This window comes from Nocardia sp. NRRL WC-3656 (assembly GCF_000720265.1).
Taxonomy (GTDB): Bacteria; Actinomycetota; Actinomycetes; order Mycobacteriales; family Mycobacteriaceae; genus Nocardia; species Nocardia nova.
In genome coordinates, this window is sequence record NZ_JOJF01000001.1 from 530,469 (window position 1) to 545,439 (window position 14,971).

Below are 14,971 nucleotides of genomic sequence, written 5' to 3' on the forward strand. Positions count from 1 at the left end.
GAACCGACCTGCTGTTCCGAGAAGAGGAGCGAGCGATGACGTATACCGTTGCGGATCCGGATGCCGCGACGCGCGCGGCGATCGACAGCGTGCCGACCGGCCTGTTCATCGGCGGGCGCCGGCGCGAGGTCGCCACCCGGCTGGACGTGGAGGACCCGGCCACCGGTCAGATCCTGACCGCCGTCGCCGATGCCGGTCCCGAGGACGGCGTCGCCGCGCTGGCCGCGGCCGCAGCGGCTCAGGACGCGTGGGCCGAGGTGCCCGCGCGGACCCGGTCGGAGATCCTGATGCGCGCCCATCGGGCCATGCTCGACGACACCGACCGGCTCGCCCGCATCGCCACCGCCGAGATGGGCAAACCGCTGGCCGAGGCGCGCGGCGAGGTCGCGTACGCGGCGGAGTTCTTCCGCTGGTTCGCCGAGGAGGCGGTGCGGCTGGACGGCGGATATATGCCCGCGCCGGCCGGTGGATCCCGCTTCGTGGTGGCGCGCCGGCCCGTAGGACCGAGCATCCTGATCACCCCGTGGAACTTCCCCATGGCGATGGCGACCCGCAAGATCGGCCCGGCCCTGGCCGCGGGCTGCACCTGTGTGGTCAAACCCGCAGAGCAGACGCCGCTGTGCACCCTGGCGATCGCCGAAATACTGTCCGCCGCAGGGGTTCCCGACGGCGTGGTCAATGTCGTGACCACCTCCGATCCGGCGGCGGTGACCGGCGCGATGATCGCGGATCCGCGCTCGCGCAAACTGTCGTTCACGGGATCGACCGCGGTCGGGAAGTTGCTGCTGGAACAGTGCGCGAGATCCGTGATGCGCACGTCGATGGAATTGGGCGGCAACGCCCCGCTGATCGTGTTCGACGACGCCGATCTCGATACCGCGGTGGAGGGCGCGCTCGCGGCGAAGATGCGTAATATCGGCCAGGCCTGCACCGCGGCCAACCGGATCTACCTGCAACGCGGCATCGCCGACGAATTCACCCGCCGCTTCACCGAACGCATGGCGGCCCTGCCGATGGGCCGCGGGGCCGATCCCGGCGTGGTGGTCGGACCGCTGATCGACGCCGCCGCGGTCGCGAAGGTGTCGGAACTGGTCGCCGATGCGCGCCGGCGCGGCGCCACCGTCCTGCTCGGCGGAAACGCCGCCGAAGGACCCGGATATTTCTATCCACCCACGGTGCTGACCGGTGTCCCGGACGACGCCGCGATGTTCGGCACCGAAATCTTCGGCCCCGTAGCGGGTTTGGCCGTCTTCGACACCGAGGACGAGGTGATCGAACGCGCCGACGACACGCCCTACGGTTTGGTGGCGTACGTGTTCACCGAGAATCTGCGGCGCGGATTGCGGGTGAGCGAAGCGCTCGACACCGGCATGGTGGGACTAAACCAGGGCGTGGTGTCCAATCCGGCGGCGCCGTTCGGCGGAGTGAAGGAATCGGGTCTCGGACGCGAGGGCGGCTTCACCGGCATCGACGAATTCCTGGAGACCAAATACATCGGTGTGGCACTGTGATGCCGGTGTATCGCATTGCCACCATTCCCGGCGACGGTATCGGCGTGGACGTCACGGCCGAGGCGGTCAAGGTTCTCGACGCGGTTCTGCCCGGCATCGCCTGGACCGAATTCGACTGGTCCTGTGAGCAATATCTGCGCACCGGCGCGATGATGCCCGAGGACGGTCCGCAGCAGCTGACGGATTTCGACGCGATTCTGCTCGGCGCCGTGGGATTTCCCGGTGTGGCCGACCATATTTCGCTGTGGGGTCTGCTGATCCCACTGCGGCGCGCCTTCGGGCAGTATGTGAATCTGCGCCCGGTCCGGCTGCTGCCCGGCACCGAATCCGCGCTCCGCGGACGCGGCGCCGACGATCTCGACATCCTCATCGTGCGGGAGAATTCCGAGGGCGAATATTCCGCGATCGGGGGTATGCACAATCCCGGGCGGCCGGACGAATTCGTGGTTCAGGAATCGATATTCACCCGCACCGGATGTGAACGCATCATCCGATACGCGTTCGAGCAGGCGCGCCGGCGCGACCGCAGACTGTGTTCGGCCACCAAGTCCAACGGCCTCATTCATTCGATGCCATACTGGGACAGCGTTTTCGAGCGGATCGCCGCCGAGTATCCGGACGTCGAGACGCGGCAGATGCATGTCGATGCGCTGGCCGCGGAGATCGTGCTGCATCCGGATCGGCTGGACGTGATCGTCGGCTCGAATCTGTTCGGCGACATCCTGTCCGACCTCGCCGCCGCGGTGACCGGCGGGCTCGGGCTCGCACCCTCGGGGAATATCAATCCCGCGCGCGAGGCGCCCTCGATGTTCGAGGCGGTGCACGGCAGTGCGCCCGATATCGCGGGTATGGGCATCGCCGATCCGGTGGCGCAGATCCTCGCCGGCGCGATGATGCTCGACCACCTGGGCGAATCCGCGGCGGCCGCGGCCGTCGACCGCGCGGTCTGCGATGTGCTGGCCGCGGGGGAGGTGCTCACCCCCGATCTGGGCGGTACGGCGACCACTGCCGAACTCGGCACCGCGATCGCCGAGCGCGCCGCGGCGCTGGTCACACAGTAGGGACGGCGATACGCCGCGACTCCCGGTGCCGGGGCGGCGCTGCGGTGGCCGGTCAGGAGGTCAGCCAGATCGCTTCTGCCGCAGGGCTTCCCAGGTCGATGGTGTGCTCGCCGATCCGCACCGCGATGGTGCCGGCGAAATCGCGCCGCTCCACCACGGTGATCACGGTGTCGAGCGCGATGCCGACGGAATCGAAATACCGCAGCATGGCGGGATCGAAATCGGAGATGCGCGCCACCCGGCCGGATTGTCCGGCCTGGAAGTCGCTGAGCTGATGGGCGGGCGGTGTGGGGACCGCACCGTCGACGGAGGGGATCGGGTCGCCGTGCGGATCGCGATCGGGATGGCCGAGTTTGGCGTCGATGCGTTCCACCAGGGTCTCCGACACCGCGTGCTCGAGCACCTCGGCCTCGTCGTGCACCTCGTCCCAGCCGTAGCCGAGCTCGCTGACCAGGAACGTTTCGATCAGCCGATGGCGGCGCACCATGGCGACGGCGGCCCGGCGGCCGTTGTCGGTCAGCGTGATGGCGCCGTAGCGGGCGTGTTCGACCAGGCCCTGATCGGCGAGTTTGCGCACCGCCTCCGACACCGTCGACGCCGACACACCGATCCGCTCGGCCAGCAGTTTGGTCGACACCTTCTCCTGCGACCACTCCTGCGCACTCCAGATGACCTTCAGATAATCCTGAGCGACCGACGACAGCGATGGGGCCACATTCGCCGCGCGCCCGGCCGCCCCCGCATCGGGAGACGCTTGTGACGCAGCGGAATCTGCCAGCTCACGCCGGGTGGCGACATCACGTTTTCCGGGCACGTATCGAGCTTAGCGGGGGCAGCGTTGCGGCCGGAGGAGGCAGCCTGCGTAACCACGGAGGCCGCCGCGAACCCCGCGATCGAGCACAGCGGGGGCGGCGTTGCGGCCGGAGGAGGCAGCCTGCGTAACCACGGAGGCCGCCGCGGACCCGCCATCAGGTACAGCGGGGCCATTGCGGCCGCAGCCCGCAAGCCCGCACAACCTCGCGCTCGCCGCGTGCGGGTGACGGTCGGGTGAACAACCGCCCCGCCGAATCCCGGTTCGTGACCGCGCTTGCGTAGGCTTCGGTGTGTGCAGAGATGGCGAAGTCTCGAGGAAATGCCACCGGACTGGGGTCGGTGTGTGCTCACCATCGGCGTGTTCGACGGTGTGCACCGCGGTCACGCCCAATTGATCAGCCGTGCGGTGAAATCCGCTGCGGTGCGCGGTGTTCCCTCGGTTCTCATGACCTTCGACCCGCATCCGATGGAAGTGGTGCGTCCCGGATCGCATCCGGCGCAGCTCACCACGTTGACCCGGCGCGCGGAGCTGGTCGAGGAACTCGGTATCGATGTGTTCCTGGTGATGCCGTTCACCCAGGACTTCATGAAGCTCACCCCCGGCCGCTACGTGCACGACCTTCTGGTCGAGAAGCTGCATGTCGCCGAGGTCGTGGTCGGCGACAACTTCACCTTCGGAAAGAAGGCGGCCGGCACCGTCGAGACCATGCGCGAGCTGGGCGGCCGGTTCGGCTTCGAGGTCGACGGTGTGAAGCTGGTCGGCGAACACGCGGTCACGTTCTCCTCCACCTACATCCGGGCCTGTGTCGACGCCGGTGACATGGCCGCGGCCGCCGACGCGCTCGGCCGCCCGCACCGGGTCGAGGGTGTCGTCGTCCACGGCGACGGCCGCGGTCGCGAACTCGGTTTCCCGACCGCCAACGTGGCTCCGCCGATGCATGCGGCGATCCCGGCCGACGGCGTATACGCGGGCTGGTTCACCGTGCTGGCCGCCGGAGAGACGGTCGGCGTCACACGGCCGGGCAAGCGGGCCATGGCCGCGATCTCGGTGGGCACCAACCCGACCTTCTCCGGCCGCACCCGCACGGTCGAGGCCTTCGTCCTCGACACCGAGGCGGATCTGTACGGCCAGCACGTCGCCGTGGACTTCGTGCAGCATCTGCGCGGTATGCGCCGCTTCGACTCGATCGACGATCTGGTCCGGGCCATGGGCGACGACGTCGAACAGACGCGGCAGGTGCTGGCCGCCGCCGAGGCGAGCGACGCCCAGCGCTGAGCGAATCCGCCGGCCGAACAGATCCCCGGTGTGGGGCCGGCCGGCTCGGGCCGATTCGGTCCGACGTGCGGTGATCCGGTAGGCTGGCTCGTCGGGTCTGCTGCGGTCCGCGGTGGCGCCCGCCCGGGGTTTCCCGGTCTCCTCGAGCGCGGACTGAAAAACAAGGAGTGAATTCGTGGCTCTGACCACCGAGCAGAAGTCGGCCATCCTCAAGGAGTACGGCCTGCACGAGAAGGACACCGGTTCGCCGGAGGCCCAGATCGCGATGCTGTCCAAGCGGATCTCCGACCTGACCGAGCACCTGAAGGTGCACAAGCACGATCACCACACCCGCCACGGCCTGCTGGGCCTGATCGGTCGCCGCCGGCGGCTGTCGAAGTACCTGCAGGACAAGGACATCGAGCGCTACCGTTCGCTGATCGAGCGGCTGGGACTGCGGCGTTGATCTGTTCGCGCCCGCACGGACGCGAGACAGACGCGCTGACAATCACAGGTAGTTAACGCGCAGCCGACGGGGAGGCATAGAATCTCCCCGTCGGCTAGTCGTATATCGGCACCGCACCAGCCGTATGCACCCGCACGCGTGGCGTCGGTCTTCGGTAGTGGCCTTTCGGCGAGAGTTGCCGGCGGGCTTCGATCGATGACCGCCTCCGCGTCGCCGGTTCCATGGGGGATCGGCCGGGTGTCGCGCCACAGCCAGGAGGGCTGTCGCGCGCCCGAGCCCGGGTACGGCTGCCCTCGCGCAGACAAGCCGCTGCCTCCGGGCAGGGATGAAACAGCGCGGGGACACCCAGCCGGATCGCGCCTCGACGGCGTTCGATCCGGCGAGACGAGAGGTTGAGACAGAAATATGACCGAATCCCAGACGAGCTCCGCCATCGAGGTCGAACCCGGTGTGTTCGAATCGGTGGCCCTGATCGACAACGGGAGCTACGGCACCCGCACCGTCCGGTTCGAGACCGGGCGCCTGGCCAAGCAGGCCGCCGGCTCCGTCGTCGCCTACCTGGACGACGAGACCATGCTGCTGTCGGCCACCACGGCCGGTAAGCACCCCAAGGACCAGTTCGACTTCTTCCCGCTGACGGTCGACGTCGAGGAGCGGATGTACGCCGCGGGCCGCATCCCCGGCTCGTTCTTCCGTCGCGAGGGCCGGCCCTCCACCGACGCGATCCTGACCTGCCGCCTGATCGACCGTCCGCTGCGCCCGTCGTTCGTCGACGGCCTGCGCAACGAGATCCAGGTCGTGGTCACGGTGATGAGCCTGGATCCCAACGATCTCTACGACGTGGTCGCCATCAACGCGGCCTCCGCCTCGACTCAGATTGCGGGACTGCCGTTCTCGGGTCCGGTCGGCGGTGTGCGGGTGGCCCTGATCCAGGGCCAGTGGGTCGCATTCCCGACCGTCGAGCAGCTCGAAGAGGCCGTGTTCGACATGGTCGTCGCCGGCCGCGTGGTCGAATCCGGTGACGTCGCGATCATGATGGTCGAGGCCGAGGCGACCGAGAAGGTCATCGCCCTGGTCGAGGACGGTGCTCAGGCGCCGACGGAAACCGTTGTGGCCGAAGGTCTCGAGGCCGCCAAGCCGTTCATCGCGCGGCTGTGCAAGGCGCAGGCCGACCTGGCGGCGCTTGCCTCCAAGCCCACAGAGGAGTTCCCGCTCTTCCCGCCGTACGAGGCCGACGTCTACACCGCTGTCGAGGGCACCGCGAAGAACCCGCTGGGCGAGGCGCTGTCGATCGCCGGCAAGCAGGAGCGCGAGGAGCGCATCGACGAGATCAAGCTCGAGGTGCTCTCGGCGCTGACCGAGGACTTCGAGGGCCGCGAGAAGGAGATCGGCGCGGCGTTCCGCTCGGTCACCAAGAAGCTTGTGCGCCAGCGCATCCTGTCCGACGGCTTCCGCATCGACGGTCGTGGCCTGGCCGACATCCGGGCACTGTCCGCCGAGGTCGCCGTGGTGCCGCGGGCGCACGGTTCGGCGCTGTTCGAGCGCGGTGAGACCCAGATCCTGGGCGTCACCACCCTCGACATGGTGAAGATGGCCCAGCAGGTCGACTCGCTCGGCCCGGAGACCAGCAAGCGCTACATGCACCACTACAACTTCCCGCCGTTCTCCACCGGTGAGACCGGCCGCGTCGGCTCGCCCAAGCGGCGCGAGATCGGCCACGGCGCGCTCGCCGAGCGGGCGCTGGTTCCGGTACTGCCGAGCCAGGAGGAGTTCCCCTACGCCATCCGTCAGGTGTCGGAAGCGCTGAGCTCCAACGGATCCACCTCGATGGGTTCGGTGTGTGCCTCCACGCTGTCGCTGCTCAACGCGGGTGTGCCGCTGAAGTCGCCGGTCGCCGGTATCGCGATGGGCCTGGTGTCCGACGAGGTCACCAACGACAAGGGTGAGACCGAGACCCGCTACGTCGCGCTGACCGACATCCTCGGCGCCGAAGACGCCTTCGGTGACATGGACTTCAAGGTCGCCGGAACCCCGGACTTCGTCACCGCACTGCAGTTGGACACCAAGCTCGACGGCATCCCCTCCAAGGTGCTGGCGGGTGCGCTGAACCAGGCTCGCGACGCGCGCCTGACCATTCTGGACGTGATGGCCGAGGCCATCGCCACCCCGGACGAGATGAGCCCCTACGCGCCGCGCGTCACCGCGATCAAGATCCCGGTCGACAAGATCGGCGAGGTGATCGGGCCCAAGGGCAAGGTCATCAACCAGATCACCGAGGACACCGGCGCCAACATCTCCATCGAGGACGACGGCACCGTGTTCGTCGGCGCGACCGACGGCCCGTCGGCGCAGGCCGCGATCGACGCGATCAACGCCATCGCCAACCCGCAGCTGCCGAAGGTCGGCGAGCGCTTCCTGGGCACGGTCGTCAAGACCACCGCCTTCGGCGCGTTCGTCTCGCTGCTGCCGGGCCGCGACGGTCTGGTGCACATCTCGAAGTTGGGCAACGGCAAGCGGGTCGGCAAGGTCGAGGACGTGGTGAACGTCGGCGACAAGATCCGCGTCGAGATCGCCGATATCGACAACCGCGGCAAGATCTCGCTGGTCCCGGTCGCCGAAGAAGACGCCGCAGAGGCATCCGCCCCCGCCGCCGACGAGGCTCCGGCTGCAGCCGAGGCCGCGGCCGAGTAAATAGTTGGATGTGACGAAGAAGAAGTCCTCGGCGCGCGCCGCGAAGCCCTCGGTTTCGACGCGCGCGCCGGGCAGCACAGCTCGCGCGCCGAAGACGAAGCAAGCCTCGCGCGCGAGGACTCCGGCGAAGACCCCCAGCGCCGACGCCCCCTTGCTCGCCCTCGAGCAGGGGGGCTCTTCGCTGGTGCTCGCCGAGGACGGTTCGTTCTCCGACACGGGGGTCCGGCGTACGGTACTGCCCGGCGGATTGCGGGTGGTCACCGAACATGTGCCCGGCGTGCGATCGGCATCGATCGGCGTGTGGGTGGGTGTGGGTTCGCGCGATGAGGGCCCCACCGTGGCCGGCGCCGCGCATTTCCTGGAACACCTGCTGTTCAAGGCGACCCCGACTCGGACGGCGCTGGACATCGCCGAGGCCGTCGACGCGGTCGGCGGAGAACTCAACGCGTTCACCGCCAAGGAGCAGACCTGCTACTACGCGCACGTACTGGACGACGATCTGCCGCTCGCGGTCGACGTCGTCTCCGACGTGGTGCTGAACGGATTGTGCCGGCCGATCGATGTGGACGTGGAACGTCAGGTGGTGCTCGAGGAGATCTCGATGCGCGACGACGATCCGGAGGACCTGGTCGGTGACTCGTTCCTGACCGCGCTGTTCGGCGATCATCCGATCGGGCGGCCGGTGATCGGCACCGTCGACTCGATCGAGCAGATGACGGCCGCGCAGCTGCGCGGGTTTCATCTGCGGCGTTACCGTCCGGACCGGATGGTCGTGGCGGTGGCCGGCAATATCGAGCACGAACACACCGTGGAGCTGGTGCACCGCGCGTTCGCCGACCGGCTCGATCCGTTGCGGGAACCGGCGCCGCGCCGGGAGGGCCACTTCCGCAAGCGCACGTCACCGCAGTTGCAGTGGACCTACCGTGACAGCGAACAGGCGCATCTGGTGTTCGGGGTGCGCGCGTTCGGCCGGCACGAAGGGCATAAGCGCTGGCCGCTGTCGGTGCTGAACACCGTGCTCGGCGGCGGGCTCAGTTCCCGTCTCTTCCAGAAGATTCGGGAGGAACGGGGCCTGGCGTATTCGGTGTACTCCAGTGTCGACACCTTCGCCGACACCGGCGCGTTCTCGGTCTATCTGGGATGTCAGCCGGAGAACCTGGCCGAGGTGACGACGCTGGCGCGCGAGGTGCTGGACGAGGTGGCCACGAACGGGATCACCGACGCCGAATGCGCACGGGCCAAGGGCTCGTTGCGCGGCGGGCTGGTGCTGGGCCTCGAGGATTCCGGCTCCCGGATGAACCGCATCGGCCGCAGTGAACTCAGCTACGGCAATCACCGCAGCGTCTCGGAGACGCTGGCGCGCATCGATGCCGTCACCACCGCGGAGGTCTCCGCGATCGCTCGCACCCTGCTGGCGCGGCCGTACGCGGCCTCGGTGGCGGGGCCGTATCGGCGCGCGCGCGACCTGCCCGGTGCGGTGAAGCGATTGGTGGACTGAGTCAGTCGCGCGGTGCGGCGCCGGAGTCGCCCGCGCGATTGGCGGCGCCCACCACCGCCGCGAGCAGTCCGGGCAGGGCGTGCTCGACCTCCTCGGAGCGCAGCCGGGCATAGGTCTGGCCGTCGGCGACGATGCGTTCGGTGACCCCGGCCTCGCGCAGGATCTTCAGGTGGTGGGTCGCGGTCGATTTGTTGATGGTGTCGTAGAGCATGCCGCAGCGCACCGGGCCGCCGGCATTGCTGAGCCTGCGCACCATCTCGAGTCGTACCGGGTCGTGCAGGGCACCGAGCACCTCCTGCACGGTGGCGACCGGATGCGATTCCACGGTCTTGTTGCTGTCGCTCATGATCTTTCTCACGGGAAATTCGGTTTGATGGGAATCAAACCATCGCTACGGTGGTTGAGTTCGATCGCAATCAAACTTACCTGATGGAGAGAATCGATGGCCGCAACTGTCACGGTTGCACCGGCTCAGCGGACCACACAGTCCTGGGCCTATGCACTGATTCTGGTCGCCAGTGGAGTAGCGCTCGGTGTGTCCGGTGTTCCCGCGCCGCTCTACGGCCTGTACCAGAAGGAATGGCATTTCTCGCCGCTGACCACCACCATCGTCTTCGCCGTCTACGCCGTCGCCGCCCTGGCCGCGGTGCTGGTGTCGGGCAAGATCTCCGATGTGGTCGGCCGCAAGCCGGTGCTGCTGGGCGCACTCGCCACGATGGTGCTCGGGCTGATCGTCTTCCTGTTCGCCGACAATGTCGCGATGTTGCTGGTGGCGCGGGCGCTGCACGGTGTGGCCGTCGGTGCCACCGTCGTCGCCGGGGCGGCGGCGCTGCTGGATCTGCGTCCCCAGCACGGCGCGCGGTCGGGGCAGCTGACGGGTGTGGCCTTCAATGTCGGTATGGCCGTGGCCATTCTGGGGTCGGCACTGCTCGCCCAGTACGTTCCGCATCCGCTGCGCACGCCGTATGTGGTGATCACGGTGTTCTGCCTGCTGATCGGCGTGGGCGTGGTGGTGATGACCGAAACGCACACCGCGCGGATGTCGGGTCCCATCCGGATCGCGAAACCGGCGGTACCGCAGGAGATCCGGGCCGATTTCTGGTTCTCGGCGCTGGGCGTCATGGCGGCCTGGTCGGTACTGGGTGTGCTGCTGTCGCTGTATCCCTCGCTGGCCGCGGAGAAGACCGGCGTGCACAATCTGGTCTTCGGTGGTGCCGTGGTCGCCTCGACCGCGACGGCCGGGGCGCTGGCTCAGCTGTTCGCGACCGCGATTCCGGCGCGTCGCGCGGCCGTCGGCGGTGATACCGGGATGGCGATCGCGCTGCTGCTGACCATTCCGGCGCTGGCGACCCACAACTGGGTCGTGGTGCTGCTGGCCGGTGTTCTGCTCGGCGCGACCTTCGGCCTGGGCTTCGGCGGATCGCTGCGGCATCTGTCGAATGTGGTGCCGCAGCACAAGCGCGGCGAGACCATGTCCGCCTATTACCTGCTGGCCTATACGGCGATGGCCCTGCCGACCGTGCTGGCCGGTTGGGCGGCCACGCAGTGGGGGATGGGCACGATCTTCCCGTGGTTCGTGGTGGTGGTCGCCGCGGCCTGCCTGACCGCGGCCGCGATCGGGGTGCGCGGGAGTCGCGCGGCGAACTGATCGGCGCGAAACAGTCTGCCGGACAAGACGATGCGGCGTCCGCCCGAAAGGCGGGCGCCGCATCGTCGTTCGGCCGGGCCGAATCCTCCACCGGCTGTGGCGGATCCGGAATTGTCGTTACTATGCGCCCATGGCTCGGCGGGGGACATTTGTGCAGCGGCAGGCTCAGCGGATACAACGTTCGGCATTGCTGGTATCGGTCGTCTCGGTGGTGCTCGGCGGTTTGGCGATCGCGGGTATCGCCTGGTGGGTGCTGTGGCTCGCGCTCGGCGCGAAGGCCGATACGCCGAACCAGCTGGATCTGACGAAGATCGCGTTGTCGGTCTCGGCCGGTGTGGGCGGTGCGGTAGCGCTGGTTGTGGCCTATCGCAAACAGCGCGACAACGAACGCGGCCGCTTCGCGCAGCTGTTCGGGGCCGCCGCGGCGCAACTGGGTAATGCCGATGTCGCGGTGCGCATGGCGGGCGTCTACGCGATGGCGGGGGTGGCCGACGAATTCGCCGCGCGCGGCATGCGCCAGCAGTGCATCGACGTGCTGTGCGGCTATCTGCGACTGCCCTACGACCCCGACGAAGGGGCTACCCACCTGAGCTCTCGCAAGATCACCGACGGAGCGGGCGGGCCGCAGGTGGAGCGCGCCTACCAGCTGCGGCAGAACGATCGCGAGGTGCGGCGCACCATCGTCGCGGTGATCGTGACCCATCTGCGCCCGCAGGCCGAAACATCGTGGTCGCACTGCGATTTCAACTTCGACGACGCGGTGCTCGAGGATGTCGACTTCCGCTGGGCGGTCTTCGCCGGCGGGCATACGCATCTGCGCGGTACCCGCTTCATCGGTGAGCGGTCCGCCAACTTCGAGAACGTGGAATTCGTCGGCACGCACGTGACGTTCCACAGCGCGCACTTCGAGAGCGACGCGCTGTTCCGGGGCACGAAATTCACCCCGACCTCGGGTGACGTCTATACCGGGCGCGCCGGCACCAGCTTCGTAGGTGCGGTCTTCCGCGGGAAGGCCGACTTCACCGAGGCCGAATTCGGCGGGCCCCGAACACGATTCACCGGCGCCCGGTTCACCGGCCCGACGACGTCGTTCAGCCGGGCGCGTTTCACCGCCGACAGCACCTTCTTCGACGGCGTCGAGGTGGCGGGGGACAGTGCGCGTTTCGACGGCATCGTGGTCGTCAGCTCGCGAATCACCTGTGCCGACACACGTTTCGACTCCGGCGACACGGTGTTCGACAACGCTCGCATCGGTGGCGAACGGGATGTGCCCGATGTCGATCTCCGGGGAGTCACCTGTCGTGGCACGGTGTCGGCGGAGCACGCCCTCATCCCGGGGTGGCCGTGCGGCCCGAGCGCACCGGACCCGGCGCCGGTGGAGTCGGATGCCGAGGAGGCGGGTCTTCCCGCCGGCGCCGGTTCGGTCGTCGGACCACTGGAGGACTGAGTAGTCGGCGCCGGTACTCGGCGCGGCGCTCGCCCGGTACCGTCGGTGCCATGAAGATTCGTGGTGCTGTGCTGGAGCGGATCGGCGACCCGACTCCCTATGCCGATTCGACCCCGATCGTGATCGAGGATCTGGAGTTGGCGGAGCCGGGACCGGGGGAGCTGCTGGTCCGGATCGAGGCGGCCGGACTGTGTCATTCGGACCTGTCGGTGGTGGATGGAAACCGGGTGCGGCCGGTGCCGATGCTGCTCGGCCACGAGGCGGCCGGACGGGTCGAGCAGGTGGGTCCCGGCGACAGCGATCTGCGGGTCGGCCAGCGGGTCGTGATGACGTTCCTGCCGCGCTGCGGACAGTGCGAGGGCTGCGCCACCGACGGCCGCACCCCGTGTGTGCCGGGCAGCGTCGCCAACAACGAGGGCGAGCTGCTGGGCGGCGGCCGCCGACTGCGCCGCGCGAACGGACCCGTCCACCACCATCTCGGCGTCTCCGGATTCGCCACCCACGCCGTGGTCGATCGGCGGTCGGTGGTGCCGGTCGACGACGATGTCCCGCCGGAGGTCGCCGCCGTACTGGGCTGCGCGGTCCTGACCGGCGGCGGGGCCTTGCTGAATTCGGCCCGGCCCGGCGCGGGGGACCGCATCATGGTCGTCGGTCTCGGTGGCGTGGGTATGGCCGCCGTGCTGGCGGCCGCCTCGCTGCGGGACAGCCTCGGCGCCGAGGTCATCGCCGTCGACACCGTGCCCGAAAAGCTCACGCTGGCAAAGGAATTGGGCGCCACGCAGGTCTACACGCCGGTGGAGGTGGCCGAGCGCGGCATCGCGGCGGAGGTCGTGGTGGAGGCCGCGGGGAATGTGCGGGCCTTCGAGACCGCGGTGGCGGCCACCGCGCCCGGCGGCACCACGGTGACCGTCGGGCTACCCAATCCCGAAGCGCGCGCGAGTATTTCACCGCTCGGTCTGGTCGCGCAGGGACGTTCCATCGTGGGCAGCTACCTCGGCTCGGCGGTTCCGGCGCGCGACATCCCGGAGTACGTGCGGATGTGGCGGGAGGGCCGGCTGCCCGTCGAACGACTGGTCTCCTCGCGTATCCGGCTCGACGAGATCAACCACGCCATGGACGAGCTGGCCGCCGGGCACGCCTTGCGTCAGGTGATCGTCTTCGACTGAGTCGCCGGCCTCGCCTCTGCCATCGGCTCTCGGTGGTCGCGCCGGGTGACGCACGCGACTTCCGGGTGACCGGTGTGGTGGCGCCCGGCACCCCTGCCGATAGGCTCTGACGGCAACGGGCATCGAACGGTATGTGAGGAGTTCACGGTGGCGACGAACCGGATCCGGGTGGGCGTACTCGGCGCGCAGGGCAAGGTCGGGCAGGCGATCTGCGCGGCGGTCGAGGCCGCCGACGACCTGGAGCTGGTCGCCGGGGTCGACAAGGACGACGCGCTCGAGGCCTTCACCGAGGCCGGCGCCCAGGTCGTGGTCGACTTCACCCACCCCGACGTGGTGATGCCGAATCTGAAGTGGTTGGTGGAACACGGTATTCACGCCGTGGTCGGCACGACCGGTTTCGACGAATCCCGGCTCGCGCAGGTGCGCTCCTGGCTGGCGGACAATCCCGAGGTGGGCGTGCTGATCGCCCCAAACTTCGCCATCGGCGCGGTGCTGTCGATGCGGTTCGCCGAACAGGCCGCCCGCTGGTTCGATTCGGTCGAGGTCATCGAACTGCACCACCCGAACAAGGCCGACGCACCCTCCGGCACCGCCTATCGCACCGCCGGCATCATCGCCGAGGCCCGCAAGCAGGCCGGCGTGGGCCCGAGCCCCGATGCCACCACCACCGAACTCGACGGCGCGCGCGGGGCGAGCGTCGACGGGGTGCGGGTGCATTCGGTGCGGCTGGCCGGGCTGGTCGCGCATCAGGAGGTGCTGTTCGGCACCCAGGGCGAAACGCTCACGATCCGCCACGATTCGATCGACCGCACCTCCTTCGCACCGGGTGTACTGCTGGGTGTGCGCCAGATCGGCGCCCGCCCGGGCCTCACCGTCGGGCTCGATCCGCTGCTGGACCTGTGAACGAGCGCGACAGCGGGCGACAGGTGCTGCGCATCGTCGCCTTCATCGTCTTCCTGGTCGTCGCGCTGGCCTTCTACTTCCTGCTGCTGGGTCGCATCGCGATCGAACTGATGACCTCGGGCAAGCCCGCCGCCGTCGCGATGGGCGTGGGCGTGCTGATCCTGCCGATCCTCGGAGTGTGGGTAGTGGCCACCAGCATTCGCGCCGCCCTCGCCCACCAGCATCTGGCGCGGCGCATCCATGACGAGGGCCTCGAACTCGACGTCTCCGACCTGCCCCGGCGCCCCTCCGGCCGGCTGGAGAAGGCCGCCGCCGACGAACTGTTCGAACAGGTCAAGAAAGAGTGGGAAGCCGACCCCGACAACTGGCGCACCAACTATCGCGCCGCCCGGGCCTACGACTACGCCGGCGACCGCTCGCGCGCTCGCGAAACCATGCGCCGCGCCGTGGAACTCGAGCGCGTCGAACGCCGGACCGGGTCCTGACGCACCGCCGGCCCCACTAGGCTCGCC

At 68.8% G+C, this 14,971-nt stretch carries 13 protein-coding genes; 11 read left to right on the forward strand and 2 right to left on the reverse strand.

Translation table 11 applies throughout. The annotated features are described in order from the left end of the window. Positions 1-35 precede the first annotated feature (35 nt). Positions 36-1,511: an NAD-dependent succinate-semialdehyde dehydrogenase gene (locus IG65_RS0102590; RefSeq protein ID WP_036522751.1), complete on the forward strand. Its 1,476-nt coding sequence runs from the start codon at positions 36-38 to the stop codon at positions 1,509-1,511. Further along, the gene (locus tag IG65_RS0102595; protein ID WP_030513178.1) at positions 1,511-2,572 is read left to right on the forward strand and encodes a tartrate dehydrogenase; all 1,062 of its coding nucleotides are present in this window, start codon (positions 1,511-1,513) and stop codon (positions 2,570-2,572) included. Before IG65_RS0102590 ends, IG65_RS0102595 begins: the two co-directional genes overlap by 1 nt. A 52-nt stretch (positions 2,573-2,624) precedes the next feature. Here IG65_RS0102595 and IG65_RS0102600 read toward each other — a convergent pair whose 3' ends face one another. After that, entirely contained in the window at positions 2,625-3,287 is a 663-nt protein-coding gene (locus tag IG65_RS0102600) for a metal-dependent transcriptional regulator (RefSeq protein ID WP_051755147.1), read from the reverse strand. A 390-nt stretch (positions 3,288-3,677) separates the two neighbouring features. Here IG65_RS0102600 and IG65_RS0102605 point away from each other — a divergent pair, with 390 nt between their 5' ends. The 4 genes from IG65_RS0102605 to IG65_RS0102620 all read left to right on the forward strand — a co-directional run bounded on the left by IG65_RS0102605 (position 3,678) and on the right by IG65_RS0102620 (position 9,295). Beyond that, positions 3,678-4,661 carry a bifunctional riboflavin kinase/FAD synthetase gene (locus tag IG65_RS0102605; protein ID WP_030513180.1) on the forward strand — a complete coding sequence of 328 codons (984 nt, stop codon included), beginning with the start codon at positions 3,678-3,680 and terminating at the stop codon, positions 4,659-4,661. 175 nt (positions 4,662-4,836) lie between these two features. Then, complete coding sequence (rpsO, locus tag IG65_RS0102610; protein ID WP_030513181.1) at positions 4,837-5,106, forward strand: 30S ribosomal protein S15; 270 nt, start codon at positions 4,837-4,839, stop codon at positions 5,104-5,106. 405 nt (positions 5,107-5,511) lie between these two features. Next, a complete protein-coding gene (locus IG65_RS0102615) occupies positions 5,512-7,797 on the forward strand; it encodes a polyribonucleotide nucleotidyltransferase (RefSeq protein ID WP_030513182.1) in 2,286 nt (761 codons plus the stop codon). A gap of 181 nt (positions 7,798-7,978) precedes the next feature. Continuing rightward, positions 7,979-9,295, forward strand: coding sequence for a pitrilysin family protein (locus tag IG65_RS0102620; RefSeq protein WP_030513183.1), 1,317 nt, complete (start codon positions 7,979-7,981; stop codon positions 9,293-9,295). A gap of 1 nt (position 9,296) precedes the next feature. Here the strand turns inward: IG65_RS0102620 and IG65_RS0102625 are convergent, their stop codons facing one another. Next, positions 9,297-9,641 (reverse strand): helix-turn-helix transcriptional regulator, encoded by a 345-nt coding sequence (locus IG65_RS0102625; protein ID WP_030513184.1) that lies wholly within the window; start codon positions 9,639-9,641, stop codon positions 9,297-9,299. A 96-nt stretch (positions 9,642-9,737) separates the two neighbouring features. On the opposite strand from IG65_RS0102625, the gene IG65_RS0102630 reads away from it, so the two are divergent. The 5 genes from IG65_RS0102630 to IG65_RS0102650 all read left to right on the forward strand — a co-directional run bounded on the left by IG65_RS0102630 (position 9,738) and on the right by IG65_RS0102650 (position 14,944). Beyond that, entirely contained in the window at positions 9,738-10,943 is a 1,206-nt protein-coding gene (locus IG65_RS0102630; protein WP_030513185.1) for an MFS transporter, read from the forward strand. A 187-nt stretch (positions 10,944-11,130) separates the two neighbouring features. Then, a complete protein-coding gene (locus tag IG65_RS0102635) occupies positions 11,131-12,390 on the forward strand; it encodes a pentapeptide repeat-containing protein (protein WP_051755149.1) in 1,260 nt (419 codons plus the stop codon). A 50-nt stretch (positions 12,391-12,440) separates the two neighbouring features. Further along, complete coding sequence (locus tag IG65_RS0102640) at positions 12,441-13,556, forward strand: alcohol dehydrogenase catalytic domain-containing protein (RefSeq protein WP_030513187.1); 1,116 nt, start codon at positions 12,441-12,443, stop codon at positions 13,554-13,556. Between the two features lie 147 nt (positions 13,557-13,703). Beyond that, positions 13,704-14,459 carry a 4-hydroxy-tetrahydrodipicolinate reductase gene (gene dapB, locus IG65_RS0102645; protein ID WP_030513188.1) on the forward strand — a complete coding sequence of 252 codons (756 nt, stop codon included), beginning with the start codon at positions 13,704-13,706 and terminating at the stop codon, positions 14,457-14,459. Continuing rightward, positions 14,456-14,944: a hypothetical protein gene (locus tag IG65_RS0102650; RefSeq protein ID WP_030513189.1), complete on the forward strand. Its 489-nt coding sequence runs from the start codon at positions 14,456-14,458 to the stop codon at positions 14,942-14,944. The genes dapB and IG65_RS0102650 overlap by 4 nt, the downstream gene beginning before the upstream one ends. Positions 14,945-14,971: the final 27 nt, after the last annotated feature.

What these genes read in the sequence shown, in the direction of transcription:
- IG65_RS0102590 (WP_036522751.1), top strand. Translation starts at nt 36, where the DNA reads ATGACGTATACCGTTGCGGATCCGGATGCCGCGACGCGCGCGGCGATC.
- IG65_RS0102595 (WP_030513178.1), top strand. Translation starts at nt 1,511, where the DNA reads ATGCCGGTGTATCGCATTGCCACCATTCCCGGCGACGGTATCGGCGTG.
- IG65_RS0102615 (WP_030513182.1), top strand. Translation starts at nt 5,512, where the DNA reads ATGACCGAATCCCAGACGAGCTCCGCCATCGAGGTCGAACCCGGTGTG.
- IG65_RS0102625 (WP_030513184.1), bottom strand. Translation starts at nt 9,641, where the DNA reads ATGAGCGACAGCAACAAGACCGTGGAATCGCATCCGGTCGCCACCGTG.
- IG65_RS0102630 (WP_030513185.1), top strand. Translation starts at nt 9,738, where the DNA reads ATGGCCGCAACTGTCACGGTTGCACCGGCTCAGCGGACCACACAGTCC.
- IG65_RS0102640 (WP_030513187.1), top strand. Translation starts at nt 12,441, where the DNA reads ATGAAGATTCGTGGTGCTGTGCTGGAGCGGATCGGCGACCCGACTCCC.